Source organism: Arthrobacter sp. 05L421 (assembly GCF_056397785.1).
In genome coordinates, this window is the sequence record NZ_JBFTOC010000001.1 from 360,301 (window position 1) to 385,213 (window position 24,913).

Genomic DNA, 24,913 nt, shown 5'->3' on the forward strand with positions numbered 1-24,913 from the left:
ATTTTCGGTCACAGTGCCAGCCCACCTTCACGTGCGCCGTCAGCGACGGCGGCGATCCGGCCGTGGTACTTGTTACCACCGCGGTCGAAGACAACTGCTTCGATACCGGCAGCCTTGGCACGCTCGGCGACCAGTTCGCCAACGCGCTTGGCCTTGGCGGTCTTGTCACCGTCGAATGCACGAAGGTCGGCTTCCAGTGTGGAGGCACTTGCCACGGTCAGGCCCTTGGTGTCATCGACAACCTGGACGAATACGTGACGTGCGGAGCGGTTGACGACCAGACGCGGACGTACAGCCGTACCGGAGATGCGCTTGCGGATACGAAGCTGGCGGCGGCTGCGCTGGGCAGACTTGCTCTTGTTCGTACGCTTCTTGTTAATTGCGATCGCCATGGTTACTTACCAGCCTTTCCGACCTTGCGGCGGATGACTTCGCCTGCGTAACGGATGCCCTTGCCCTTGTAGGGGTCCGGCTTCCGCAGCTTGCGAATGTTGGCAGCAACCTCGCCGACCTGCTGCTTGGAGATACCTGAAACAGAGAGCTTGGTCGGGGTCTCAACTGCAAAGGTGATGCCGTTCGGTGCCGAGACGTTAACCGGGTGGCTGTAGCCCAGAGCGAACTCCAGATCAGTTCCCTTGGCCTGGACGCGGTAACCAGTACCGACAATCTCAAGCTTCTTCTCGTAGCCTGCGGTGACACCCTGGATCATGTTGGCGATCAGGGTGCGGGTCAGGCCGTGCAGCGAACGTGAGGCGCGCTCGTCGTTCGGGCGGGCGACAGTCAGGGTGCCATCTTCCAGGGAAACCTCGATCGGGCTGGCCACAGTGTGGCTCAGCTCGCCTTTGGAACCCTTGACGCTGACGACAGAGCCGTCAACCTTGACCTCAACGCCGGCAGGAACGGTGATGGGGAGACGTCCAATACGTGACATTATTCTCTTCCTTTCCCGTTACCAGACGTAAGCGAGGACTTCGCCGCCCACGCCCTTCTTGCCGGCCTGCTTGTCAGTCAAGAGGCCGGAAGAGGTGGACAGGATTGCGACACCCAGGCCACCGAGCACGTGCGGCAGGTTGGTGGACTTTGCGTAAACGCGCAGTCCCGGCTTGGAAATACGACGAACGCCAGCGATTGAACGCTCGCGGTTCGGACCGAACTTGAGCTCGAGGGTCAGCTTCTTGCCAACCTCAGCGTCTTCTTCTTTCCAGGAGGCGATGTAACCTTCAGCCTTCAGGATGTCGGCAACGCGTGCCTTGAGCTTGCTGTACGGCATGGACACGGAATCGTGGTATGCCGAGTTAGCGTTGCGCAGACGCGTAAGCATGTCTGCGACGGGATCTGTCATTGTCATGTGGGCTCTTGCCCTTCCTCATAACGGTTTCCGCCGTGCCAGTTGTCCAGAACAGAGTTCGGAAGTAGCGCGGTCGGACCTTTTACGTAGCTAGATTAGTCTTCGGTCTTGAACGGGAAGCCAAGCGCCTTGAGCAGCGCGCGGCCTTCGTCGTCGGTCTTGGCAGTGGTCACGACGGTGATGTCCATGCCGCGTACGCGGTCGATGGAATCCTGGTCGATCTCGTGGAACATAACCTGCTCGGTCAGACCGAAGGTGTAGTTGCCGTTGCCATCGAACTGCTTGCCGCTGAGGCCACGGAAGTCACGGATACGCGGCAGAGCCAGCGTGACCAGACGGTCCAGGAATTCCCACATGCGGTCCCCACGCAGAGTTGCGTGTGCACCGATCGGCATGCCTTCGCGCAGCTTGAACTGTGCGATCGACTTGCGGGCCTTGGTTACCTGCGGCTTCTGGCCGGTGATCAGGGTCAGATCGCGGACAGCGCCGTCAATCAGCTTGGAGTCCTTGGCGGCATCTCCAACACCCATGTTCACAACGACCTTGACCAGGCGGGGAACCTGGTTGACGTTCTGGTACTTGAATTCCTCAGTCAGCGAGTTCTTGATGGAATCGGCGTACTTGGTCTTCAGACGAGGAACGATCTTGCTTGCCGGAGTCTCGAGAGTCTCAGTCATTAGATGTCCTTCCCTGAGCTCTTGGCCACGCGGACGCGCACGTCACGCTTCACGCCATCGCGCTCAACGGTCTCGGTGCGGAAACCGACGCGGGTGGGCTTCTTGGTGGACGGGTCAACCAGAGCCACGTTGGAGATGTGGATCGAAGCCTCGACGACCTCAATGCCACCGGTCTTGGTGCCGCGCTGCGACTGACCGACCTTGGTGTGCTTGGTTACGCGGTTAATGCCTTCAACCAACACGCGGTTGGTCTCCGGGAATACGCGCAGAACCTTGCCCTGCTTGCCTTTGTCGCCGCCGCGCTCAGCCTTGGCGCCAGTGATGACCTGAACCAGGTCACCCTTTTTGATCTTAGCCATGGACTAGAGCACCTCCGGAGCCAGAGAAACGATCTTCATGAACTTCTTGTCACGAAGTTCACGACCAACCGGTCCGAAGATACGGGTACCGCGGGGGTCACCGTCGTTCTTCAGGATGACGGCTGCGTTCTCGTCAAACTTGATGTAGGAACCATCCGCACGGCGGCGTTCCTTCTTGGTACGGACGATGACAGCCTTGACGACGTCGCCCTTCTTTACGTTGCCGCCCGGAATTGCGTCCTTGACGGTAGCGACGATTACGTCGCCAATGCCTGCGTAGCGACGGCCAGATCCACCGAGAACGCGAATGGTAAGGATTTCCTTAGCACCCGTGTTGTCGGCGACCTTGAGTCGCGACTCCTGCTGAATCACTATTTACTCCTTGCGTCGCGCTGGTTCTCAGACCGAAAATCTTCCTACGGAATGAGCCTTGCGGAACGGTTGATCGGGGTGTCTCTTGACCTGCCTGGATTTTGCCAGACCAGGCCTAAACGCCCGTGCCAAAAACATTTGCTTCCCAAGGCGGTTCCCGACGAGTCGGGGCGCGAGGGGGCACTATGCCGTGGCACGATTGTTTACGAGGTTGATGACGGCGCGCTAAAGGCGCCATACAAACTCAAAATCTTAGCACGTTTCGGGCGTATCCCCATATCACAGCCCCGGCGCCAGCACACAACACCCCGCTCTCCCGACGGCGTCACACAGGACAGCCACTCAGCGCCCGACGGCGGCCGGTTACAACGGCCGCCGGCAACGCAGAAGCCCCCGCTCCCCCAAAGGGGAACGAGGGCTTCAGCTGTATCACCAGGCAACAAAGTGCAGGTGTTACTTGGCCTTCTCGAGGATCTCGACCAGACGCCACCGCTTGGTAGCGGAGAGCGGGCGGGTCTCGGCGAGGAGCACGAGGTCGCCGATGCCGGCGCTGTTCTCTTCGTCGTGAGCCTTGATCTTGGCGTTGCGGCGAATGACCTTGCCGTAGAGGGCGTGCTTTACGCGGTCTTCGACCTGGACAGTGATGGTCTTTTCCATCTTGTCCGAGACGACGTAGCCGCGCTTCGTCTTACGGTAACCGCGCTCGTCAGCCTTAGCTGCGCCGGAAACAGTTTCCGTCACGTTCTCTTCCTTTTCACTCACTTGGCATCCTCCTCGGATTCAACCGTTTCGGCCTTCTCGGCCTTCTTGGTTGCAGCCTTCTTGGACTTCTTCTCTTCCTTGGCTTCCACAACCGGTGCGGCAACCTCGGCACGAATGCCCAGCTCGCGCTCACGGAGAACGGTGTAGATGCGGGCGATGTCCTTCTTTACCGCGCGCAGACGACCGTGGTTCTCCAGCTGACCGGTGGCGGACTGGAAACGCAGGTTGAACAGCTCTTCCTTGGCCTTGCGGAGTTCCTCAACGAGACGCTCGTTGTCGAAACCGTCCAGCTGTGCGGATGCAAGTTCCTTGGATCCTACTGACATTTCTATTCACCACCTTCGCGACGCAGAATGCGTGCTTTCAACGGGAGCTTGTGGATCGCCAGGCGCAGTGCCTCGCGAGCGACAGATTCCTCAACACCGGAGATCTCGAAGAGAACCCGGCCCGGCTTGACGTTTGAGACCCACCATTCCGGAGAACCCTTACCGGAACCCATGCGGGTTTCGGCCGGCTTCTTCGTCAGCGGACGGTCCGGGTAAATGTTGATCCAGACCTTTCCGCCACGCTTGATGTGGCGAGTCATCGCGATACGGGCAGACTCGATCTGACGGTTCGTGACGTAGGCCGGGCTCAGAGCCTGGATGCCCCACTCACCGAAGGAGACCTGGGTGCCGCCCGTAGCAGCGCCGGAACGACCCGGGTGGTGCTGCTTACGGTGCTTTACTCGACGTGGGATAAGCATTTAAGCCTGTCCTCCTTCTACTGCAGCAGGTGCAGCCTCAACTGCCGGAGCTTCTGCAGCAGCAGGTGCTGCCTCAGCTGCGGGGCGGTCGGGACGACGGCGGCGGTCACCACGGTCGGCGCCACCCGGGCGGCCCGGGCGGTCGCCGGCACGGCCACGGGACGGAGCAGCAGCTGCCTGCTGAGCCAGTTCCTTGGCAGTAACGTCGCCCTTGTAGATCCAGACCTTCACGCCGATGCGGCCGAAGGTGGTCTTGGCCTCATAGAAGCCGTAGTCGATGTTCGCACGCAGGGTGTGCAGGGGCACACGGCCTTCGCGGTAGAACTCCGAGCGGGACATTTCTGCGCCGCCCAGTCGACCCGAGCAAGCGATCCGGATGCCCTTGGCACCGGCACGCTGTGCGGACTGCATGGCCTTCTTCATCGCACGGCGGAAAGCCACGCGGGAAGTCAGCTGCTCTGCAACGCCCTGGGCAACAAGCTGGGCTTCCATCTCGGGGTTCTTGACCTCGAGGATGTTCAGCTGGACCTGCTTGCCCGTGAGCTTCTCAAGCTCGCCGCGGATGCGGTCTGCTTCAGCGCCACGGCGGCCGATGACGATGCCCGGACGTGCCGTGTGGATATCCACGCGGACACGGTCGCGGGTGCGCTCAATTTCAACCTTGGCGATACCGGCGCGCTCCATGCCCGTGGACATGAGCTGGCGGATGCGGATGTCTTCGCGAACGAAGTCCTTGTACCGCTGGCCGGCCTTGGTGCTGTCAGCAAACCAGTGCGATACGTGATCGGTGGTGATGCCGAGTCGGAACCCGTGCGGGTTAACTTTCTGTCCCACTTAGCGAGCCTCCTCTTTCTCCGGGGTAGCAACTACCACGGTGATGTGGCTCGTGCGCTTCTTGATCTGAAATGCACGACCCTGGGCTCGCGGCTGGAACCGCTTCATGGTCGGGCCTTCATCAACATACATTTCGCTGATGATGAGGTCACTCTCGTCAAACGCCACGCCGTCGCGGTCCGCGAGGACCCGGGCGTTGGAGATTGCCGACTGAACTACCTTGAATACCGGCTCTGAAGCTGCCTGGGGGGCAAACTTCAGAATTGCCAGAGCCTCATTCGCTTGCTTACCACGAACAAGGTTGACGACGCGCCGGGCCTTCATAGGCGTTACGCGGATGTGACGCGCAATTGCCTTGGCTTCCATTGCTTTCCTTCTCTCGTCTTTGACGTAAGTGCAGGCGCCTAGCGGCGCTTGCCCTTACGGTCGTCCTTGACATGGCCGCGGAATGTCCGCGTGGGAGCGAATTCGCCGAGCTTGTGCCCGACCATCGACTCAGTGACAAACACGGGGATGTGCTTGCGTCCGTCGTGTACGGCGATCGTGTGGCCGAGCATGTCGGGGACGATCATCGAACGGCGGGACCAGGTCTTGATGACGTTCTTGGTGCCCTTTTCGTTTTCCCTGGCTACCTTTACAAAGAGGTGCTGGTCAACGAAAGGACCTTTTTTCAGGCTGCGTGGCATGTGTCCAGGCTCCTATCGCTTGTTCTTGCCAGTACGACGGCGACGAACAATAAGCTTGTCGCTCTCTTTGTTGGGACGGCGGGTGCGGCCTTCGCGCTTACCGTTCGGGTTGACGGGGTGACGTCCACCGGACGTCTTACCCTCGCCACCACCGTGGGGGTGGTCAACCGGGTTCATGGCGACACCACGGACGGTCGGGCGAACGCCCTTCCACCGCATACGGCCGGCCTTGCCCCAGTTGATGTTCGACTGCTCGGCGTTGCCGACCTCGCCGACGGTTGCGCGGCAGCGCACGTCAACGTTGCGGATTTCGCCGGAAGGCAGACGCAGCTGGGCGAAACGGCCTTCCTTTGCAACGAGCTGGATCGATGCGCCGGCGGAGCGGCCCATCTTGGCGCCGCCACCCGGACGCAGTTCGACTGCGTGGATTACGGTACCAACCGGGATGTTGCGCAGCGGAAGGTTGTTGCCGGGCTTGATGTCAGCGTCGGCGCCGGCCTCTACGAAGTCGCCCTGGGACAGCTTGTTCGGGGCGATGATGTAACGCTTGGTGCCATCAACGTAGTGCAGGAGCGCGATCCGAGCCGTACGGTTCGGGTCATACTCGATTTCGGCAACGCGGGCGTTGACGCCGTCCTTGTCGTGGCGACGGAAGTCGATCAGACGGTACTGACGCTTGTGTCCACCACCCTTGTGACGGGTCGTGATCTTACCGGAGTTGTTACGGCCACCCTTTTTCGGGAGGGGACGTACCAACGACTTTTCCGGCGTCGACCGCGTGATTTCAGTGAAGTCCGCTACGCTCGAGCCGCGACGGCCCGGGGTAGTCGGCTTGTATTTACGGATTCCCATAATTTATTTCCTCGTTAAAGTGGTCTCCGCTATGAAAGCGGACCGCCGAAGATGTCGATAGTGCCTTCTTTGAGGCTCACAATTGCACGCTTGGTGTTCTTGCGGGTACCCCAGCCGAATTTGGTGCGCTTGCGCTTACCGGCACGGTTGATGGTGTTGATCGATTCGACCTTGACGGAGAAAATCTTCTCCACGGCCAGCTTGATCTCGGTCTTGTTCGAGCGGGGGTCCACCAGGAAGGTGTACTTGCCCTCATCGATCAGGCCGTAGCTCTTTTCCGAGACGACGGGTGCAAGCACGACGTCGCGCGGGTCTTTGATGGTGGCTGCGCTCACTTGGCATCCTCCTCGTTCTTTGCAACCTTGTTAGCAACAAATGCTTCGTAGGCAGCCTTGGTGAAGACTACGTCGTCGGAAACGAGAACGTCGTAGGTGTTCAGCTGGTCTGCGTACAGAACGTGAACATCCGTGAGGTTGCGCACGGACAGTGCAGCAACATCGTTGGCGCGCTCAATGACAACGAGCAGGTTCTTGCGCTCGGAAACTCCGCGCAGGGTTGCCATTGCTTCTTTGGAGGACGGCTTGGAGCCGGCAACCAGGTCAGCAATGACGTGGACGCGGCCGTTGCGGGCGCGGTCCGAGAGTGCGCCGCGCAGTGCAGCAGCAATCATCTTCTTGGGGGTGCGCTGGCTGTAGTCACGCGGCGTGGGGCCGTGGACAACGCCACCACCGGTCATGTGAGGAGCACGGATGGAACCCTGACGGGCGCGGCCGGTGCCCTTCTGCTTGAACGGCTTGCGACCTGCACCGGAAACTTCGGCGCGGGTCTTGGTCTTGTGGGTACCCTGGCGAGCAGCAGCGAGCTGGGCAACGACAACCTGGTGCAGCAGCGGCACGTTGGTCTGTACGTCGAAGATCTCTGCAGGCAGGTCAACCTTGACAGTGCTAGTCATTGAACTAGGCTCCCTTCACGGCGGTGCGTACGAGTACGACCTGGCCGCGGGCGCCGGGGACGGCGCCCTTGATCAGGAGCAGCGACTTCTCGACGTCAACCGCGTGGACCGTGAGGTTCAGCGTGGTGTGACGAACGGCGCCCATGCGGCCGGCCATTTTCATGCCCTTGAAGACGCGGCTCGGGGTGGATGCGCCACCGATTGAACCGGGCTTACGGTGGTTCTTGTGGGCACCGTGGGAAGCTCCAACGCCGTGGAAGCCGTGACGCTTCATAACACCGGCGAAGCCCTTACCCTTGGTGGTGCCAACGACGTCGATCTTCTGGCCGGCTTCGAAGAGCTCTACGGAGAGCTCCTGGCCCAGCTCGTAAGAGGCAGCATCTGCAGTGCGCAGTTCTACGACGTGGCGGCGAGGCGTGACGCCTGCCTTTTCAAAGTGACCAGCCAGCGGCTTGGTGACCTTGCGGGAATCGATCTGGCCGTAGCCGATCTGAACGGCGACATAGCCATCAGTTTCTGCATTGCGCAGCTGCGTGATGACGTTCGAGTCAGCCTGGACCACAGTGACGGGGATGAGCTTGTTGTTCTCGTCCCAGACCTGGGTCATGCCGAGCTTCGTGCCCAGCAGGCCCTTTACGTTACGGGTTGCGGTCATAGTCTCTCAGCACCTCCCTACAGCTTGATTTCGATGTTCACGTCGGCCGGCAGGTCGAGACGCATGAGCGAATCAACAGCCTTGGGCGTGGGATCGATGATGTCGATAAGACGCTTGTGCGTGCGCATTTCAAAGTGCTCGCGGCTGTCCTTGTACTTGTGCGGAGAGCGAATAACGCAGTACACGTTCTTCTCCGTCGGCAGCGGCACGGGGCCAACTACAGTTGCGCCTGCGCGCGTGACCGTCTCAACGATCTTCCGTGCTGAAACGTCAATGACCTCGTGGTCGTATGACTTCAGCCGGATGCGGATTTTTTGTCCCGCCATGTCGCCTGACTCTCTTTCAGTCTGTGCTTCCCCTGGTTAGGGCTGCCCTGTTCACTTACTAGTTGTATGGCTGCCGAAGCATTTGAAGTCGTGACTACCATCCGCCGCACAAGCTGAATCCGGAAGGATCCGGGTTCCTCAACCTGCCGACGTAACCGACCCCCGCGGTCGGGCGTGTCGTACGTTTTCACACATACGCGTCCGCAATTCCATGGGGAGTGGGTTATGTTTGGTCTCTCACTTGGACCCTGACACCCGGCATTATCCGGATCGGGACGCGAAAGAGCGCTTGAACAACTCATCTAGTATGCCGGAATTTGCGGGCAGAAGCGAATCAGCCCCTGCACGGCAGTGCAATCATGGCAGTGCAATCACTGTGCCCTGCATCCCCGCAGTGCAATCCCTGACGGTGGCCATTGTCTTGAATCGCCGTCGAATGGATGATGGGGGCATGACTGTGCAGGATTCTGTAGCAGTTCAGGCCCTTGCCGCCCGCCTGAGCCCAGGATTCACCCTGGGCGTTGCCTCCGCGGCGTTCCAGATCGAGGGAAACCTTACCGCCGGCGGCCGTGGACCCTCCGGCTGGGACGCCTTCGCCGAAAAGCCGGGCAACATCCTGCACGGCCACTCCCCCGCCGTCGCCTGCGACCACTACAACCGCGCGGAGGAAGACATCGCGCTGATGCGGGAGCTCGGGATCGACTCCTACCGTTTCTCGATCTCGTGGCCCCGGGTCCAGCCCGAAGGGACCGGCCGTTTTAATGCCGCGGGACTGGACTTCTACGACCGCCTGATCGACCGGCTGCTCGCCGCCGGCATCTCGCCCATGGCCACCCTCTACCACTGGGATACACCGCTCCCCCTCGAGCACCGCGGCGGCTGGATGAACCGTTCGACGGCGGAGAAGTTCGCCGAGTACAGCGCGGCCGCCGGCAAGCGGTTCGGTGATCGCGTGGCGCAGTGGGTGACCTTGAACGAGCCCGCCTCGGTCACCCTCAACGGCTACGCCCTGGACGTCCACGCACCCGGCCATGGCCTGCTCTTCGATGCCCTGCCGTCGGTGTGCCATCAACTCCTGGGCCACGGCCTGGCGGTGCAGGCGCTGCGGGCGGCGGGCGTCAGGGGCGCCGTCGGCGTGACAAACCTGCATTCCCCCGTCCGGCCTGCTTCCGGGTCGCCAACCGACAGGCTGCTGGCCAGGGTCTTCGACCTCGTGCTGAACCGGCTCTACGCGGACCCGATCCTGCTGGGCCGTTTTCCCCGGCCGCCGCTGATCGCCCGGCCGTGGTTCCGTTCGCTGCGGAGGATCAGCGACGCGGACCTGGCCACGATCCACCAGCCGCTGGATTTCTACGGCCTGAACTACTACTACCCCGTGAAAGTGGCCACGGGGCGCGGCGTCGACAGCCCCTCTGGGCCGGCGGCGGCGATGCTGAAAATACCGTTCCACATGGCCGCCTTCCCGGAGTACGAGCTCACGGGATTCGGCTGGCCCGTCGCTCCGGACCATCTGGGGATCCTGCTGCGGGAACTGAAGGACAGGTACGGCGAGTCCCTGCCGCCGCTCTACATCACCGAGAGCGGGGCGAGCTTCCCCGAACCGGACCACGTCACTGGCCCCATCCCCGACGCCGGGCGCGTCCGCTACCTCGCCGCACACCTCAGCCAGGCGGTGGAGGCCACCTCCGTCGGGGGCGTGGCGCACGACGTCGACCTGCTCGGCTACTACGTTTGGACGCTCATGGACAACTTTGAATGGGCTGCCGGCTACTCCCAGCGCTTCGGCCTGGTGCACGTGGATTTCACGACCCTCCAGCGAACGCCGAAGGAGTCGTACTACTGGTACCAGGCCCTCGCACGGGCCCGGCGGCCCTGAGTCCCGCCCGTCCCGGCTACTGGTCGCGGTTTGCCCGATTGATGCGCTTGGCGCGGTCGATCTCCCGGCGGAAGTGCTTCTTCGCCCAGAAGAAGGCGACCACAACCGCGACGACGATCAGCAGAAAAACGAACCAGCCCATGGTGAGCTCCTTTCCCTTTCTGCAAAGGTATCAGGAACTTAAAAGGAACAGCCCCGCTGCAAGTGCAGCGGGGCTGTTCCCAATCCTCTGTCCAACTGCCTGACGGCAGGCTGATCAGTGGTCAAGCATCAGATCAGCAAGTAATTACTTGACGATCTTGGTGACGCGTCCTGAACCAACGGTGCGGCCGCCTTCGCGGATAGCGAAGCCGAGGCCCTCTTCCATTGCGATCGGCTGGATGAGCGCAACGGTCATCTCAGTGTTGTCGCCAGGCATAACCATTTCCGTGCCTTCCGGCAGGGTGATAACGCCGGTTACGTCCGTGGTGCGGAAGTAGAACTGCGGGCGGTAGTTGGAGTAGAACGGGTTGTGACGTCCGCCTTCGTCCTTGGAGAGGATGTAGACGTTAGCCTCGAAGTCGGTGTGCGGGGTAATGGAACCCGGCTTGACGACAACCTGGCCACGCTCAACATCATCGCGCTTCAGACCGCGGAGCAGGAGGCCACAGTTCTCGCCGGCCCATGCTTCGTCGAGCTGCTTGTGGAACATCTCGATACCGGTAACCGTGGTCTTCTGGACCGGGCGGATGCCGACGATCTCGACCTCGGAGTTGATCGCGAGGGTTCCACGCTCGGCGCGGCCCGTAACAACGGTGCCACGGCCGGTGATCGTGAAGACGTCTTCGATCGGCATCAGGAAGGGCTTGTCACGGTCACGTACGGGGTCCGGAACCGAGTTGTCGACAGCTTCCATGAGGTCCTCGATGGACTTGACCCACTCCGGGTCGCCTTCCAGAGCCTTCAGGCCCGAAACGCGGATGACCGGAGCTTCGTCGCCATCGAAGCCCTGCGAGCTGAGGAGCTCACGAACTTCCATTTCGACGAGGTCGAGGAGTTCCTCGTCATCGACCATGTCAGCCTTGTTCAGCGCGACCAGCAGGTAGGGAACGCCAACCTGGCGGGCGAGCAGAACGTGCTCACGGGTCTGGGCCATCGGGCCGTCAGTGGCGGCAACCACGAGGATTGCACCGTCCATCTGAGCAGCGCCGGTGATCATGTTCTTGATGTAGTCAGCGTGACCCGGAGCGTCTACGTGTGCGTAGTGGCGCTTCTCGGTCTGGTACTCAACGTGGGAGATGTTGATGGTAATGCCGCGCTGACGCTCTTCGGGAGCAGAGTCAATCGACGCGAAGTCACGCTTCTCGTTGAGAGTCGGGTACTTGTCGTACAGCACCTTGGAAATGGCGGCCGTCAGCGTCGTCTTACCGTGGTCAACGTGACCAATGGTGCCGATGTTAACGTGCGGCTTAGTCCGCTCGAACTTTGCCTTTGCCACAGGTTCCTCCTAGAACGTTTTCAAATGACTTACCCTTCGGCCGCGCTTGTCGCGGCAGAAACTCCAGTAAGTCTACTTGGGGGGCTTTGGATTGGTGAAATTGCAGATTCAGGTACTAATGCTAGTGCCTAGAGCCTGTTCGTGCAGGCGGCCGAACTCCGGCCTGGCCGGACTACAGCTGACCGGAGCCCGGCCACTTGCACCAGATGAATCTCCGTTGGCAGAGACGCATCCGAGTTTTTGCTGCTGCGATTGGTCCTAAGGACTACTCGCCGCGGTTCTTCTGGATGATCTCGTCGGCGACTGCCTTCGGGACCTCGGCGTAGCTGTTGAACGTCATGGAGTACACAGCGCGGCCCTGGGTCTTCGAGCGCAGGTCACCGATGTAGCCGAACATGCCGGACAGCGGGACGTGTGCACGAATAACCTTGACGCCCTGGGCATCTTCCATGGACTGCATCTGGCCACGGCGGGAGTTGAGGTCACCGATAACTTCACCCATATATTCCTCAGGGGTGCGGACCTCGACGTCCATCAGGGGTTCGAGCAGGACAGGGTTCGCCTTGCGTGCGGCTTCCTTGAAAGCCATACGGCCGGCGATCTTGAACGCCATTTCCGAGGAGTCAACATCGTGGTAAGCGCCGTCAATCAGCGTCGCCTTGATGCCAACAACCGGGTAACCGGCCAGGACGCCGTCGTTCAGCGCATCCTGGATACCGGCGTCCACCGACGGGATGTATTCGCGCGGAATACGGCCACCGGTGACCTTGTTCTCGAACTCGTACAGCTCGCCGTCCGCAGTGTCCATCGGCGCAATTGCGATCTGGATCTTTGCGAACTGGCCGGAACCACCGGTCTGCTTCTTGTGCGTGTAGTCGTGACGCTCTACAGCACGCTTGATGGTTTCGCGGTAAGCAACCTGCGGCTTGCCGACGTTCGCCTCGACCTTGAATTCGCGGCGCATGCGGTCCACAAGGATGTCCAGGTGGAGCTCGCCCATGCCGGCGATGATGGTCTGGCCAGTGTCTTCGTTGAGGGAGACCTGGAAGGTCGGGTCCTCAGCGGAGAGCTTCTGGATGGCCGTGGAGAGCTTCTCCTGGTCACCCTTGGTGTTCGGCTCGATTGCAACCGAGATCACGGGCTCCGGGAAGCTCATGGACTCGAGCACGATCTGGTTGCTGGAGTCGCACAGGGTGTCGCCCGTGGTCGTGTCCTTCAGCCCGATCGCAGCGTAGATGTGGCCAGCGGTAGCGCCGTCAACCGGCATTTCCTTGTTGGCGTGCATCTGGAACAGCTTGCCGATGCGCTCCTTCTTGCCCTTGGTGGAGTTAACCACCTGGGAACCGGCTTCGACGTGACCGGAGTACACGCGAATGAAGGTGAGCTGGCCGAAGAACGGGTGCGTGGCAATCTTGAACGCCAGAGCCGAGAACGGCTCTTCGGAAGACGGCTTGCGCGTCAGTTCCTTCTCTTCGTCGCGGGGATCGTGACCGATCATCGGCGGGACGTCGAGCGGGTTCGGCAGGTAGTCGACGACGGCGTCAAGCATCGGCTGGACACCGCGGTTCTTGAACGCGGAGCCACAGAACACCGGGTACAGCTCGGAGTTGATCGTCATCTTGCGGATGCCGGCCTTGAGCTCGTCGGTGCTGATCTCTTCGCCCTCGAGGTACTTCTCCATGAGTTCTTCGGAGGCCTCGGCAACAGTCTCAACGAGAGTTGCGCGGTACTCTTCGGCCTTCTCCTGGAGGTCAGCCGGGATCTCGCGGATCTCGTACTTGGCACCCATGGTGACGTCACCCTTGGCGTCGCCGGGCCAAACCAGCGCGCGCATGTAAAGGAGGTCGACGACGCCGACGAAGTCGTTCTCGGCACCGATCGGGAGCTGCATGACGAGCGGCTTGGCACCGAGGCGGCTGATGATGGTGTCGACGGTGAAGTAGAAGTCAGCGCCGAGCTTGTCCATCTTGTTGACGAAGCAGATGCGCGGAACGTTGTACTTGTCAGCCTGGCGCCAAACAGTCTCGGACTGCGGCTCCACGCCTTCCTTGCCATCGAACACGGCAACTGCGCCGTCGAGGACGCGCAGGGAGCGCTCAACCTCGACCGTGAAGTCAACGTGGCCGGGGGTGTCGATGATGTTGATCTGGTTGTTTTCCCAGAAGCAGGTCACGGCGGCAGACGTGATGGTGATGCCGCGTTCCTTTTCCTGTTCCATCCAGTCAGTCGTCGAAGCGCCGTCGTGCGTTTCGCCGATCTTGTGGTTCACACCCGTGTAGAACAGGATGCGCTCGGTAGTAGTGGTCTTGCCGGCATCGATGTGGGCCATGATGCCGATGTTGCGGACCTTGCTAAGGTCGGTAAGCACGTCCTGTGCCACGGTGTCTCCCTTTCGGATGGACTGCACGTTCGCCGCCGGCTCAGTCGAGCCGGCGGCGTCCGGGAAGTATTACCAGCGGTAGTGTGCGAAGGCCTTGTTGGACTCGGCCATCTTGTGGGTGTCTTCGCGACGCTTCACAGCGGCACCGAGACCGTTCGAGGCATCCAGGATTTCGTTCTGGAGACGCTCGGTCATGGTCTTTTCACGGCGCGCCTTGGAGTAGCCAACCAGCCAGCGGAGGGCGAGAGCCGTGGAACGGCCCGGCTTGACCTCAACGGGAACCTGGTAGGTGGCGCCACCAACGCGGCGGGAGCGGACCTCAAGCGAAGGCTTGACGTTCTCCATGGCCTTCTTGAGGGCTGCAACGGGGTCGCCGCCGGACTTGGCGCGAGCACCCTCGAGGGCACCGTAAACGATGCGCTCTGCGGTGGACTTCTTGCCGTCAACCAGCACCTTGTTGATGAGCTGGGTGACCAGCGGGGAGCCGTAAACGGGATCTAGAACTAGCGGCCGCTTGGGGGCCGGACCCTTGCGAGGCATATTACTTCTTCTCCATCTTTGCGCCGTAGCGGCTGCGAGCCTGCTTACGGTTCTTGACACCCTGGGTATCGAGGGCGCCACGGACGATCTTGTAGCGGACACCCGGAAGGTCCTTCACGCGGCCGCCGCGGACGAGCACAATGGAGTGCTCCTGCAGGTTGTGGCCTACGCCGGGGATGTACGCGGTAACTTCAATGCCGCCGTTGAGGCGCACGCGAGCAACCTTACGCAGAGCCGAGTTCGGCTTCTTCGGGGTCGTCGTGTAAACGCGGGTGCAAACACCGCGGCGCATCGGGCTACCGTTAAGCGCGGGAGCCTTGGTCTTCTTGACCTTAGGCGTGCGGCCCTTGCGGACCAGCTGGTTAATCGTAGGCACTCTCGTGTTCTCCGTTTTATCCGGAGCGGCCGTTGGCGGCCGCTCTCTTGTCGCTGCGCCTCGCCGCCCGAGCTTTGAAGTTCTCTCCAGAGCAGCTGAGGCGAAGCCTTAATAGTCGGACCGCACGCCGGGGTCCAAGGGCTTTCGACCTGAACTGCCCCTAGGCATGCGAAAACGTGGCATACGTTGCACAAGAACCCTGCAAACCGGAAACGTCGTCCTGGTTGAACCTTTCAGCTGCAAGCTGTTTGATTCAAACCGGCGCACTCATCCACTGCCACAATAACAATTAGTCTCAAGTCTAACACGGACAGCTCCCAGCCCTTAATCGGCGGGGAATCAGGCCGATACGGCCCAGCCCTTAAACAGCAACGCGGGGTCACTTTGAGCCCAATCCATGGGGTGGATTGGGCCGTAAGTGACCCCGCGATGCTTTAGCGGCGGTTAGCGGAAGTCGCTGCCGAGATCGTAGTCATCCAGCGGGATGGCGTGGAACTCGGGAGCTCCGTCGCCGCCGAGGGTGTCGTAGGAGAAGTCGCTGAATGCGCTGGGGCCGGTGAACAGGTTGGCCTTTGCTTCTTCAGTGGGTTCCACGGTGACCTCGGTGTAGCGCGGGAGACCCGTGCCGGCCGGGATGAGCTTACCGATGATGACGTTTTCCTTGAGGCCGAGCAGCGGATCGCTCTTGCCTTCCATGGCCGCCTGCGTCAGGACGCGGGTGGTTTCCTGGAAGGAAGCTGCGGACAGCCAGGACTCGGTCGCCAGGGACGCCTTGGTGATGCCCATGAGCTCGGGACGGCCGGAGGCCGGCGTCTTGCCCTCGGACACAACGCGGCGGTTGGCGTCTTCGAAGCGGCTGCGTTCGGCGAGCTCGCCGGGCAGCAGATCCGATTCGCCGGACTCGATGACCGTGACGCGACGCAGCATCTGGCGGACGATAACCTCGACGTGCTTGTCGTGGATACCGATGCCCTGGCTGCGGTACACGCCCTGGACTTCGTCCACCAGGAACTTCTGCGCGGCACGGGGGCCCATGATGCGCAGAACCTGCTTGGGGTCGACCGGGCCGTTGATGAGCTTCTGGCCGACGCTGACGTGATCGCCGTCTTCGATGAGGAGACGTGAACGGCGCAGCACCGGGTAAGCGATCTCTTCAGATCCGTCATCCGGGGTGATGACCAGGCGCATCTGGCGCTCGGACTCTTCGATGGTGATGCGGCCGGCTGCTTCAGCAATCGGTGCGACACCCTTCGGAGTACGGGCTTCGAAGAGCTCCTGGATACGGGGCAGACCCTGGGTGATGTCGTCGCCACCGCTGGCGGAAACAGCACCACCGGTGTGGAACGTACGCATGGTCAGCTGGGTGCCCGGCTCACCGATGGACTGCGCGGCAATAATGCCCACGGCCTCACCGATGTCGACGGTCTTGCCAGTGGCCAGCGAACGGCCGTAGCACAATGCGCAGGTGCCGACGCTGGACTCACAGGTGAGTACGGAGCGGACCTTGACCTCGGTGATGCCGGCTGCGAACAGTTCGGCAATGACGACGTCGCCGCAGTCGGTGCCGGCCGCGGCCAGGACCTTGCCCTTGGAGTCGACGACGTCGACGGCCAGGGTGCGGGCGTAGGCGCTGTTCTCGACGTTCTCGTCCAGGACGAGTACGCCGTTGGCGTCCGCCACCGCGATCGCAGTCATCAGGCCGCGCTCGGTGCCGCAGTCCTCCTCGCGGACAATGACGTCCTGCGAAACGTCCACCAGACGACGGGTCAGGTAACCCGAGTTGGCGGTACGCAGGGCGGTGTCAGCCAGACCCTTACGGGCACCGTGCGTGGCGATGAAGTATTCCAGCACCGAGAGGCCCTCACGGTAGGAGGACTTGATCGGACGCGGGATGATTTCACCCTTAGGGTTGGCCACCAGGCCACGGATACCCGCGATCTGACGGACCTGCATCCAGTTACCTCGGGCGCCGGAGGACACCATGCGGTTGATGGTGTTCATCGGGGACAGGCTGTCACGCATCGCCTGGGCGATCTCGTTGGTTGCCTTGTTCCAGATCTCGATCAGTTCCTGGCGACGCTCGTCGTCGTCGATCAGGCCCTTGTCGTACTGTCCCTGGATCTTGGCGGCCATGGTCTCGTAACCGGCGAGGATCCGCGGCTTGTCCGTGGGTACCTCGATGTCGGAGATGGCAACCGTGACGCCTGAGCGGGTGGCCCAGTAGAAACCGGCATCCTTCAGGTTGTCCAGCGTTGCCGCCGTGATGACCTTCGGGTAGCGCTCGGCGAGGTCGTTGACGATCGTGGACAGCTCGCCCTTGTCGGCAACGTTCTCAACCCACGGGTAGTCCGCGGGCAGCGTCTGGTTGAAGATGACCTGGCCGAGGGAGGTCTCGACCAAGGTGGTCTGACCGGGCTCCCAGCCCTCCGGGGCTTCCCAGCCGGCGTAGGGCACGAAGCCCTCGAGGCGGATCTTGACCTTGGAGTTCAGGTGCAGCTCGTGGAGGTCGTAGGCCATGATGGCTTCCGCGACCGAGGAGAAGATCCGGCCTTCGCCAGCTGAACCGACACGCTTGGTGGTCAGGTGGTAGAGACCGATGATCATATCCTGCGACGGCAGGGTCACCGGGCGGCCGTCAGACGGCTTCAGGATGTTGTTCGAGGACAGCATCAGGATGCGAGCCTCGGCCTGGGCTTCGGGGCTCAGCGGCAGGTGGACTGCCATCTGGTCGCCGTCGAAGTCGGCGTTGAAGGCGCCACAAACCAGCGGGTGCAGCTGGATTGCCTTGCCTTCAACGAGCTGCGGCTCGAACGCCTGGATGCCGAGACGGTGCAGGGTAGGTGCACGGTTCAGCAGCACCGGGTGCTCGGTGATGATTTCTTCGAGGACGTCCCAGACCTGCGGACGGTAACGCTCCACCATGCGCTTGGCCGACTTGATGTTCTGGGCGTGGTTGAGGTCAACCAGGCGCTTCATCACGAACGGCTTGAAGAGCTCAAGGGCCATCTGCTTCGGCAGACCACACTGGTGCAGCTTCAGCTGCGGGCCGACGACGATGACCGAACGGCCGGAGTAGTCGACGCGCTTGCCAAGGAGGTTCTGGCGGAAACGGCCCTGCTTGCCCTTGAGCATGTCGCTCAGGGACTTCAGCGGACGGTTGCCCGGTCCGGTGACCGGACGGCCGCGGCGGCCGTTGTCGAAGAGGCTGTCAACAGCTTCCTGAAGCATGCGCTTCTCGTTGTTGACGATGATCTCCGGAGCACCGAGATCAAGCAGGCGCTTGAGACGGTTGTTGCGGTTGATCACGCGGCGGTAGAGGTCGTTGAGGTCGGAGGTCGCGAAGCGGCCACCGTCCAGCTGGACCATCGGGCGCAGTTCCGGCGGGATCACCGGGACGGCGTCCAGCACCATGCCGAGCGGGCTGTTGTTGGTCGTGAGGAACGCGTTGACCACCTTGAGCCGCTTCAGGGCGCGGGTCTTGCGCTGGCCCTTGCCGTTGGCGATGATATCGCGCAGCATGTCCGACTCGGCCTGCATGTCGAAGTTCTCAAGACGCTTCTTGATGGCCTCGGCACCCATGGAGCCTTCGAAGTACATGCCGTAGCGGTCGCGCAGTTCGCGGTACAGGCCTTCGTCACCTTCAAGGTCAGCGACCTTGAGGTTCTTGAAGCGGTCCCAGACCTGCTCGAGGCGCTCGATTTCGGCGTCGGCACGCTTGCGGACGTTCGCCATCTGGCGGTCAGCGGAGTCGCGGGCCTTCTTCTTGTCGGCAGCCTTGGCGCCTTCGCCTTCGAGACGGGCGAGCTCGTTCTCAAGGTCGCGGGCGATCGTGGCGATGTCGGAGTCGCGGTTGTCGATCAGCTGCTTCTTCTCGATGTCGTGCTCAACCTGCAGGTTGGGCAGTTCTTCGTGGCGGCTGTCGGCGTCGACGCTCGTGATCATGTAGGCGGCGAAGTAAATGACCTTTTCGAGGTCCTTCGGTGCCAGGTCAAGGAGGTAGCCCAGGCGGGAGGGAACACCCTTGAAGTACCAGATGTGCGTGACCGGGGCGGCCAGCTCGATGTGGCCCATGCGCTCACGGCGGACCTTGGCGCGGGTGACCTCAACGCCACACCGCTCGCAGATGATGCCCTTGAAGCGCACGCGCTTGTACTTACCGCAGTAGCATTCCCAGTCGCGGGAGGGGCCGAAGATCTTCTCGCAGAAGAGGCCGTCCTTCTCGGGCTTAAGCGTGCGGTAGTTGATGGTTTCCGGCTTCTTAACCTCGCCGTACGACCAGCCACGGATGTCTTCCGCGGTGGCGAGGCCGATCTGCATGAGGCCGAAGGAGGATTCGCTGGACATATGGTCCCTGTTCTCTCTTGTTCTCTAAATTCTGAAGTCTTGGGTTACGGGAAGAGGGAGGTGGTTTACCGGGAAAAGTCAGCGCGGCGGGGCCGCTTGCTTTTCCCGGTAAACCCCCTGCTAAACCTCTTCTACGGAACTGGGCTCTGCACGAGACAGATCGATGCCCAGTTCTTCCGCAGCCGTGAAGACTGCGTCATCAGAGTCACGCATTTCAATTGTGGTTCCGTCCGTGGAAAGCACTTCCACGTTCAGGCACAGCGACTGCATTTCCTTGATCAAGACCTTGAAGGACTCAGGAACGCCCGGCTCGGGGATGTTCTCGCCCTTGACGATTGCTTCGTAGACCTTCACACGACCGTGGATATCATCCGACTTGATCGTCAGCAGTTCCTGGAGCGTGTAAGCGGCGCCGTAAGCCTCGAGCGCCCACACTTCCATTTCACCGAAGCGCTGGCCACCGAACTGTGCCTTACCACCCAGCGGCTGCTGCGTGATCATGGAGTACGGGCCGGTGGAGCGGGCGTGGATCTTGTCGTCCACCAGGTGGTGGAGCTTCAGGATGTACATGTAGCCGACCGAGATCGGATCCGGGAACGGCTCGCCGGAGCGGCCGTCGAACAGACGGGTCTTGCCGGAGGAGTTGATCAGCCGGTCGCCGTCGCGGGTGACGTTGGTGGAATCGAGCAGGCCCGTGATTTCCTCTTCACGCGCACCGTCGAAGACCGGCGTCGCCACAGTGGTCTGGCCACTCTCGCGCGGCAGGTTCGGCAGCTGCTTGACCCACTCGGGCTCGCCCTCGATCTTCCAACCGGTCTTGGCAACCCAGCCGAGGTGCGTTTCCAGCACCTGGCCGACGTTCATACGGCCCGGAACACCCAGCGGGTTCAGGACGATATCAACGGGGGTGCCGTCGGCAAGGAAGGGCATGTCCTCGATCGGGAGGATCTTGGAGATAACACCCTTGTTGCCGTGACGGCCTGCGAGCTTGTCGCCGTCGGTGATCTTGCGCTTGGCAGCCACGTACACGCGCACCAGCTGGTTGACGCCCGGGGGCAGCTCGTCGTCGTTGTCGCGATCGAAGACGCGGACACCGATCACGGTGCCGGACTCGCCGTGCGGCACCTTCAGGGAGGTGTCGCGCACTTCGCGGGACTTCTCACCAAAGATGGCGCGCAGCAGGCGCTCTTCCGGAGTCAGTTCGGTCTCGCCCTTGGGGGTGACCTTACCGACCAGGATGTCGCCGGCCTCAACCTCGGCACCAATGTGGATGATGCCGCGCTCGTCCAGGCCTGCCAGGACTTCCTCAGACACGTTGGGGATGTCACGGGTGATTTCCTCGGCACCAAGCTTGGTGTCGCGGGCATCGATCTCGTGCTCCTCGATGTGGATGGAGGACAGGACGTCCTCGGCCACGATGCGCTGGGACAGGATGATGGCATCCTCGAAGTTGTGGCCTTCCCATGACATGAATGCCACGAGCAGGTTCTTACCGAGGGCGAGCTCGCCCTGGTCCGTTGCCGGGCCGTCAGCGATGATGCCGCCGACCTCCAGGCGCTGGCCTTCGTTTACCAGGACACGGTTGTTGTAGCAGTTGCCCTGGTTGGAGCGCGCGAACTTGTTGATGCGGTAGTTGGTCTCCGTACCGTCATCGTTGAGCATGATGACCAGCTCAGCGGAGACCTCGGTGACCACACCGGCCTTCTTGGCGATGGTGACGTCACCGGCGTCCACAGCTGCGGCGCGTTCCATGCCGGTACCGACGAACGGCGCCTCGGAACGGACCAGCGGCACGGCCTGGCGCTGCATGTTGGCACCCATGAGTGCACGGTTGGCATCGTCATGCTCGAGGAACGGGATCAGGGCGGTAGCCACGGACACCATCTGGCGCGGGGAAACGTCCATGAACTCGACGTCGGCGGCGGGAACCAGCACGGGCTCGCCTCCACCACCGCGGGCACGGACCAGGACGGTCTCTTCCGCGAACTTCTTGTTCGCATCGAGCGGGGCGTTGGCCTGAGCGATCAGGACCTCGGCTTCGTCGTCGGCGGTGAGGTACTTGACCTCATCAGAGACGACACCCTCGGCGACCAGGCGGTACGGGGTTTCGATGAAACCGAACGGGTTGATGCGTCCGTAGGAAGCCAGCGAACCGATCAGACCAATGTTCGGGCCTTCAGGAGTTTCGATGGGGCACATACGTCCGTAGTGGGACGGGTGCACGTCACGAACTTCCATGCCGGCACGGTCACGGGACAGACCACCCGGGCCCAGCGCGGACAGGCGGCGCTTGTGGGTCAGACCCGAGAGCGGGTTGTTCTGGTCCATGAACTGGGACAGCTGGGAAGTTCCGAAGAACTCCTTGATGGCTGCCACGACGGGACGGATGTTGATCAGGGTCTGCGGCGTGATGGCCTCGACGTCCTGGGTCGTCATGCGTTCGCGGACAACGCGCTCCATGCGGGACAGGCCGGTGCGGACCTGGTTCTCGATGAGCTCGCCGACGGCGCGGATGCGACGGTTGCCGAAGTGGTCGATGTCATCGATCTCGACGCGGAGCTCGTGGTCCTGGCCGTCGCGCTTGCCCGTGAGGGTCTTCTCGCCGGCGTGCAGGGCAACCAGGAACTTGATCATGGCCACGATGTCTTCAACGTGCAGGACCGAGGCTTCCTTGTCGCCAAGGGAGCGGTCGATGCCAAGCTTGCGGTTGATCTTGTAACGGCCAACCTTGGCCAGATCGTAGCGCTTGGAGTTGAAGTACAGGTTGTCCAGCAGGGACTGGGCAGCCTCAACCGTGGGCGGCTCGCCCGGTCGCAGCTTCCGGTAGATGTCCAGCAACGCGTCTTCGCGGGTCTCGGTGGCGTCCTTCTCCAGCGTTGCGCGCATGGAGTCGTACTGGCCGAATTCCTCGAGGATCTGGCCTTCGGTCCAGCCGAGGGCCTTCAGCAGCACGGTGACGGACTGCTTGCGCTTGCGGTCAAGACGGACGCCCACCTGGTCGCGCTTGTCGATTTCGAGTTCGAACCAGGCGCCGCGGGACGGGATGATCTTCGCGGTGAAGATGTCCTTATCGCTGGTCTTGTCGGCGGTGCGCTCAAAGTAGGCGCCCGGCGAGCGGACCAGCTGGGAGACGACGACACGCTCGGTGCCGTTGACGACGAAGGTGCCCTTCTCGGTCATCAGCGGGAAGTCACCCATGAACACGGTCTGCTGCTTGATTTCGCCCGTGTTGTTGTTCATGAACTCGGCCTTGACGTACAGCGGAGCCGAGTACGTTGCGTCCCGGTCCTTGCACTCGGCCATGGTGTATTTGGGGTCAGCGAACTCCGGCTCGGAGAAGCTCAGGGACATGGTGCCCTGGAAGTCTTCGATCGGGGAGATCTCTTCGAAGATGTCGGACAGACCCGAGGAGGTGGCGACGCTGAGGTCGCCTTCTTCGACGGCCTTCGCAACGCGCGCCTGCCAGCGTTCGTTTCCGACCAGCCAGTCAAAGCTGTCGGTTTGCAGGGCGAGCAGATTCGGAACATCAAGAGGTTCGTGAATCTTTGCGAATGAGAGCCGGCGGGTTGCACCGTCGGTGCTGTCGGCATTGATAGCGGTAGCGTTGTTTACATTAGAGGTGCTCGAGGCGACCAAGAGGGATCCTTCCACAGACCTTCAGGCGTTGTCAGATCTCCCCCGTTATGCACTCTGCAGAATGACTCCGCAGCGCTACCAATCCGGTTCCGCTATATGACCCGGGACCCGCGCTGTCCATGCTGGTGCACGTTGTAGACGGCACATTGATGGAACAGCTGTCAGGCTAAGCCCACCGCTATATGAAGGCTGAAGGTAAACAGGGAAGACGCAAATATCTACGATACGGCAAAGCAACCTACTTGTCTACCCCACTTCCGGCAGGATTGCAAGCACGAAGTTCTGGCGGAATGTTCCCCGAGGTTTGGCGGAGGCCCGCCCGGCTGCGGCCCAGAACGTGACCGAGACGGGGACTGGGACCGGCCGAATGGATAGGTGACGGGGCTCACGATAACGTAGACATAAGTCGTCGTCGATCGGAAGAAAACACCATGAGCAACCCCGCAGACAACAACGATGTTGTCATCCTCGCAGCCGCCCGCACCCCCCAGGGACGCCTGAACGGACAGTTGGCCAGCTTCACCGCCGTCGAACTCGGCACCCACGCCATCCGAGCCGCCCTTGCCGCCAGCGGCGTCAAAGCCGACCAGGTGGACAGCGTGATCATGGGCCAGGTCCTGCAGGCCGGAGCCGGCCAAAACCCGGCGCGCCAGAGCGCTATCGGGGCCGGCATCGGCTGGAACGTTCCCACGGTAACCATCAACAAGGTCTGCCTCTCAGGCCTCACCGCAGTGATCGACGCCGCCCGGATGATCCGCAGCGGCGACGCCATGGTGGTGGTGGCCGGCGGCCAGGAGTCCATGACCCGTGCGCCCCACGTGCTGCCCGGTTCCCGGCAGGGCTGGGCGTACGGCACAGTCCAGGCCCTCGACGTCGCCGCGCACGACGGCCTGACCGACGCCTTCGACGGACAGTCAATGGGACTGTCCACCGAGACCAAGAACCTGACCCTCGGCATCGGTCGGGCCTCCCAGGACAACGTGGCGGCCCAGTCGCACCAGCGTGCCGCCCGGGCCGCCAAGGACGGCGTCTTCGACGGCGAGATCGCCGTGATGAGCGTCAAGCAGCGCAAGGGCGATCCGATCGCCGTCACCTCCGACGAGGGCATCCGGCCGGACACCACAGTCGAATCGCTGGCCGGCCTGCGGGCGGCGTTCGTCACGGACGGAACCATCACGGCGGGCAATTCCTCTCCCCTGTCCGACGGCGCCGCCGCCCTGGTGCTGGCCAGCCGGAAGTTCGCCGATGACAACGGCCTCGAGTACCTCGCCGTGGTCGGCAAGCCGGGCCAGGTGGCCGGGCCGGACAACTCGCTGCACTCCCAGCCCTCCAACGCCATCAAGAACGCCCTGGACAAGGCCGGCTGGTCCGCCGCGGACCTCGACTTCATCGAAATCAACGAGGCCTTCGGCTCAGTCGCGGTGCAGTCCCTGAAGGACCTCGACTACCCGCTGGAGCAGTGCAACATCCATGGCGGGGCGATCGCCCTGGGCCACCCGATAGGGGCCTCCGGCGCCCGGCTGGCCCTGCACGCGGCTCACGAACTTAAACGCCGGGGCACGGGCAAGGCGGCCGTGTCCCTGTGCGGCGGCGGCGGACAGGGCGAGGCGCTGCTGCTCTACCGCGACTGACCCGGTGAACCGGGACCCCGGAAGCCGGAACCTGAAGAAACGGGACACCGACCCCGGACGGGATCGGCCACGACGAGTTAGGGAA

Annotated in this window: 26 protein-coding genes; 2 read left to right on the forward strand and 24 right to left on the reverse strand. The window is 62.1% G+C overall.

Annotated features, from left to right (window positions below):
* Window positions 1–8: 8 nt before the first annotated feature.
* From rplR to rpsJ, 17 genes are all read right to left on the reverse strand, one after another.
* On the reverse strand, window positions 9–392 hold the full coding sequence (gene rplR, locus AC1DKQ_RS01615) for a 50S ribosomal protein L18 (protein ID WP_018773674.1): 384 nt from the start codon (window positions 390–392) through the stop codon (window positions 9–11).
* A 2-nt stretch (window positions 393–394) separates the two neighbouring features.
* The gene (gene rplF, locus AC1DKQ_RS01620; RefSeq protein WP_223913815.1) at window positions 395–931 is read right to left on the reverse strand and encodes a 50S ribosomal protein L6; all 537 of its coding nucleotides are present in this window, start codon (window positions 929–931) and stop codon (window positions 395–397) included.
* Window positions 932–949: 18 nt separating this feature from the next.
* Complete coding sequence (gene rpsH, locus AC1DKQ_RS01625) at window positions 950–1,348, reverse strand: 30S ribosomal protein S8 (protein WP_056425243.1); 399 nt, start codon at window positions 1,346–1,348, stop codon at window positions 950–952.
* Between the two features lie 95 nt (window positions 1,349–1,443).
* On the reverse strand, window positions 1,444–2,025 hold the full coding sequence (rplE, locus tag AC1DKQ_RS01630) for a 50S ribosomal protein L5 (RefSeq protein ID WP_091563108.1): 582 nt from the start codon (window positions 2,023–2,025) through the stop codon (window positions 1,444–1,446).
* Entirely contained in the window at window positions 2,025–2,384 is a 360-nt protein-coding gene (gene rplX, locus AC1DKQ_RS01635; RefSeq protein WP_136321880.1) for a 50S ribosomal protein L24, read from the reverse strand. Before rplX ends, rplE begins: the two co-directional genes overlap by 1 nt.
* Before the next feature lie 3 nt (window positions 2,385–2,387).
* Window positions 2,388–2,756 (reverse strand): 50S ribosomal protein L14, encoded by a 369-nt coding sequence (gene rplN, locus AC1DKQ_RS01640; RefSeq protein WP_003803789.1) that lies wholly within the window; start codon window positions 2,754–2,756, stop codon window positions 2,388–2,390.
* Between the two features lie 453 nt (window positions 2,757–3,209).
* Entirely contained in the window at window positions 3,210–3,518 is a 309-nt protein-coding gene (rpsQ, locus tag AC1DKQ_RS01645; protein WP_476882645.1) for a 30S ribosomal protein S17, read from the reverse strand.
* Window positions 3,515–3,844: a 50S ribosomal protein L29 gene (gene rpmC / locus AC1DKQ_RS01650; RefSeq protein WP_476882644.1), complete on the reverse strand. Its 330-nt coding sequence runs from the start codon at window positions 3,842–3,844 to the stop codon at window positions 3,515–3,517. The genes rpsQ and rpmC overlap by 4 nt, the downstream gene beginning before the upstream one ends.
* A gap of 2 nt (window positions 3,845–3,846) precedes the next feature.
* A complete protein-coding gene (gene rplP / locus AC1DKQ_RS01655) occupies window positions 3,847–4,263 on the reverse strand; it encodes a 50S ribosomal protein L16 (protein WP_120951151.1) in 417 nt (138 codons plus the stop codon).
* Window positions 4,264–5,097: a 30S ribosomal protein S3 gene (gene rpsC / locus AC1DKQ_RS01660; RefSeq protein ID WP_441407840.1), complete on the reverse strand. Its 834-nt coding sequence runs from the start codon at window positions 5,095–5,097 to the stop codon at window positions 4,264–4,266.
* Window positions 5,098–5,463, reverse strand: a complete 366-nt coding sequence (gene rplV, locus AC1DKQ_RS01665; protein WP_354348543.1) for a 50S ribosomal protein L22 — start codon at window positions 5,461–5,463, stop codon at window positions 5,098–5,100.
* A 38-nt stretch (window positions 5,464–5,501) separates the two neighbouring features.
* Window positions 5,502–5,783 (reverse strand): 30S ribosomal protein S19, encoded by a 282-nt coding sequence (gene rpsS, locus AC1DKQ_RS01670; RefSeq protein WP_018773666.1) that lies wholly within the window; start codon window positions 5,781–5,783, stop codon window positions 5,502–5,504.
* 12 nt (window positions 5,784–5,795) lie between these two features.
* On the reverse strand, window positions 5,796–6,635 hold the full coding sequence (gene rplB, locus AC1DKQ_RS01675; protein WP_026266473.1) for a 50S ribosomal protein L2: 840 nt from the start codon (window positions 6,633–6,635) through the stop codon (window positions 5,796–5,798).
* Window positions 6,636–6,664: 29 nt separating this feature from the next.
* Window positions 6,665–6,970 (reverse strand): 50S ribosomal protein L23, encoded by a 306-nt coding sequence (gene rplW / locus AC1DKQ_RS01680; protein ID WP_018773664.1) that lies wholly within the window; start codon window positions 6,968–6,970, stop codon window positions 6,665–6,667.
* Window positions 6,967–7,587 carry a 50S ribosomal protein L4 gene (rplD, locus tag AC1DKQ_RS01685; RefSeq protein WP_476882643.1) on the reverse strand — a complete coding sequence of 207 codons (621 nt, stop codon included), beginning with the start codon at window positions 7,585–7,587 and terminating at the stop codon, window positions 6,967–6,969. The genes rplW and rplD overlap by 4 nt, the downstream gene beginning before the upstream one ends.
* Window positions 7,588–7,591: 4 nt before the next feature.
* Entirely contained in the window at window positions 7,592–8,242 is a 651-nt protein-coding gene (gene rplC / locus AC1DKQ_RS01690) for a 50S ribosomal protein L3 (protein ID WP_091563100.1), read from the reverse strand.
* 17 nt (window positions 8,243–8,259) lie between these two features.
* On the reverse strand, window positions 8,260–8,568 hold the full coding sequence (gene rpsJ / locus AC1DKQ_RS01695) for a 30S ribosomal protein S10 (RefSeq protein ID WP_003803825.1): 309 nt from the start codon (window positions 8,566–8,568) through the stop codon (window positions 8,260–8,262).
* Between the two features lie 451 nt (window positions 8,569–9,019).
* Between rpsJ and AC1DKQ_RS01700 the strand changes: the two genes are divergently transcribed.
* Entirely contained in the window at window positions 9,020–10,444 is a 1,425-nt protein-coding gene (locus AC1DKQ_RS01700; RefSeq protein ID WP_476918034.1) for a GH1 family beta-glucosidase, read from the forward strand.
* Between the two features lie 16 nt (window positions 10,445–10,460).
* Here the strand turns inward: AC1DKQ_RS01700 and AC1DKQ_RS01705 are convergent, their stop codons facing one another.
* From AC1DKQ_RS01705 to rpoB, 7 genes are all read right to left on the reverse strand, one after another.
* The gene (locus tag AC1DKQ_RS01705; protein ID WP_476882641.1) at window positions 10,461–10,586 is read right to left on the reverse strand and encodes a hypothetical protein; all 126 of its coding nucleotides are present in this window, start codon (window positions 10,584–10,586) and stop codon (window positions 10,461–10,463) included.
* Window positions 10,587–10,730: 144 nt separating this feature from the next.
* Complete coding sequence (gene tuf, locus AC1DKQ_RS01710) at window positions 10,731–11,921, reverse strand: elongation factor Tu (RefSeq protein ID WP_090575294.1); 1,191 nt, start codon at window positions 11,919–11,921, stop codon at window positions 10,731–10,733.
* Window positions 11,922–12,186: 265 nt separating this feature from the next.
* Entirely contained in the window at window positions 12,187–14,301 is a 2,115-nt protein-coding gene (gene fusA, locus AC1DKQ_RS01715) for an elongation factor G (protein WP_277526278.1), read from the reverse strand.
* A 69-nt stretch (window positions 14,302–14,370) separates the two neighbouring features.
* Complete coding sequence (rpsG, locus tag AC1DKQ_RS01720) at window positions 14,371–14,841, reverse strand: 30S ribosomal protein S7 (protein WP_011692813.1); 471 nt, start codon at window positions 14,839–14,841, stop codon at window positions 14,371–14,373.
* 1 nt (window position 14,842) lies between these two features.
* Entirely contained in the window at window positions 14,843–15,217 is a 375-nt protein-coding gene (gene rpsL, locus AC1DKQ_RS01725; RefSeq protein WP_018773658.1) for a 30S ribosomal protein S12, read from the reverse strand.
* A gap of 444 nt (window positions 15,218–15,661) precedes the next feature.
* The gene (locus AC1DKQ_RS01730) at window positions 15,662–19,561 is read right to left on the reverse strand and encodes a DNA-directed RNA polymerase subunit beta' (RefSeq protein ID WP_476882640.1); all 3,900 of its coding nucleotides are present in this window, start codon (window positions 19,559–19,561) and stop codon (window positions 15,662–15,664) included.
* A gap of 120 nt (window positions 19,562–19,681) precedes the next feature.
* Window positions 19,682–23,197 (reverse strand): DNA-directed RNA polymerase subunit beta, encoded by a 3,516-nt coding sequence (gene rpoB, locus AC1DKQ_RS01735; protein ID WP_277526280.1) that lies wholly within the window; start codon window positions 23,195–23,197, stop codon window positions 19,682–19,684.
* Window positions 23,198–23,628: 431 nt separating this feature from the next.
* Here rpoB and AC1DKQ_RS01740 point away from each other — a divergent pair, with 431 nt between their 5' ends.
* Window positions 23,629–24,828, forward strand: a complete 1,200-nt coding sequence (locus tag AC1DKQ_RS01740) for an acetyl-CoA C-acetyltransferase (RefSeq protein ID WP_476918035.1) — start codon at window positions 23,629–23,631, stop codon at window positions 24,826–24,828.
* The last annotated feature ends 85 nt before the right edge of the window (window positions 24,829–24,913 follow it).

Coding starts and splice junctions, on each gene's coding strand:
- rplD (WP_476882643.1), bottom strand. CDS start 7,587: ATGACTAGCACTGTCAAGGTTGACCTGCCTGCAGAGATCTTCGACGTA.
- AC1DKQ_RS01705 (WP_476882641.1), bottom strand. CDS start 10,586: ATGGGCTGGTTCGTTTTTCTGCTGATCGTCGTCGCGGTTGTGGTCGCC.
- rpsG (WP_011692813.1), bottom strand. CDS start 14,841: ATGCCTCGCAAGGGTCCGGCCCCCAAGCGGCCGCTAGTTCTAGATCCC.
- rplC (WP_091563100.1), bottom strand. CDS start 8,242: ATGACCGCAACCCGTAACGTAAAGGGCCTGCTGGGCACGAAGCTCGGC.
- rpsH (WP_056425243.1), bottom strand. CDS start 1,348: ATGACAATGACAGATCCCGTCGCAGACATGCTTACGCGTCTGCGCAAC.
- rpsJ (WP_003803825.1), bottom strand. CDS start 8,568: ATGGCGGGACAAAAAATCCGCATCCGGCTGAAGTCATACGACCACGAG.
- rplF (WP_223913815.1), bottom strand. CDS start 931: ATGTCACGTATTGGACGTCTCCCCATCACCGTTCCTGCCGGCGTTGAG.
- rpmC (WP_476882644.1), bottom strand. CDS start 3,844: ATGTCAGTAGGATCCAAGGAACTTGCATCCGCACAGCTGGACGGTTTC.
- AC1DKQ_RS01730 (WP_476882640.1), bottom strand. CDS start 19,561: ATGTCCAGCGAATCCTCCTTCGGCCTCATGCAGATCGGCCTCGCCACC.
- rplV (WP_354348543.1), bottom strand. CDS start 5,463: ATGGAAGCCAAGGCAATTGCGCGTCACATCCGCGTAACGCCTATGAAG.
- rplR (WP_018773674.1), bottom strand. CDS start 392: ATGGCGATCGCAATTAACAAGAAGCGTACGAACAAGAGCAAGTCTGCC.
- rpsS (WP_018773666.1), bottom strand. CDS start 5,783: ATGCCACGCAGCCTGAAAAAAGGTCCTTTCGTTGACCAGCACCTCTTT.
- AC1DKQ_RS01740 (WP_476918035.1), top strand. CDS start 23,629: ATGAGCAACCCCGCAGACAACAACGATGTTGTCATCCTCGCAGCCGCC.
- rplX (WP_136321880.1), bottom strand. CDS start 2,384: ATGGCTAAGATCAAAAAGGGTGACCTGGTTCAGGTCATCACTGGCGCC.
- rplE (WP_091563108.1), bottom strand. CDS start 2,025: ATGACTGAGACTCTCGAGACTCCGGCAAGCAAGATCGTTCCTCGTCTG.
- rplB (WP_026266473.1), bottom strand. CDS start 6,635: ATGGGAATCCGTAAATACAAGCCGACTACCCCGGGCCGTCGCGGCTCG.
- AC1DKQ_RS01700 (WP_476918034.1), top strand. CDS start 9,020: ATGACTGTGCAGGATTCTGTAGCAGTTCAGGCCCTTGCCGCCCGCCTG.
- rplP (WP_120951151.1), bottom strand. CDS start 4,263: ATGCTTATCCCACGTCGAGTAAAGCACCGTAAGCAGCACCACCCGGGT.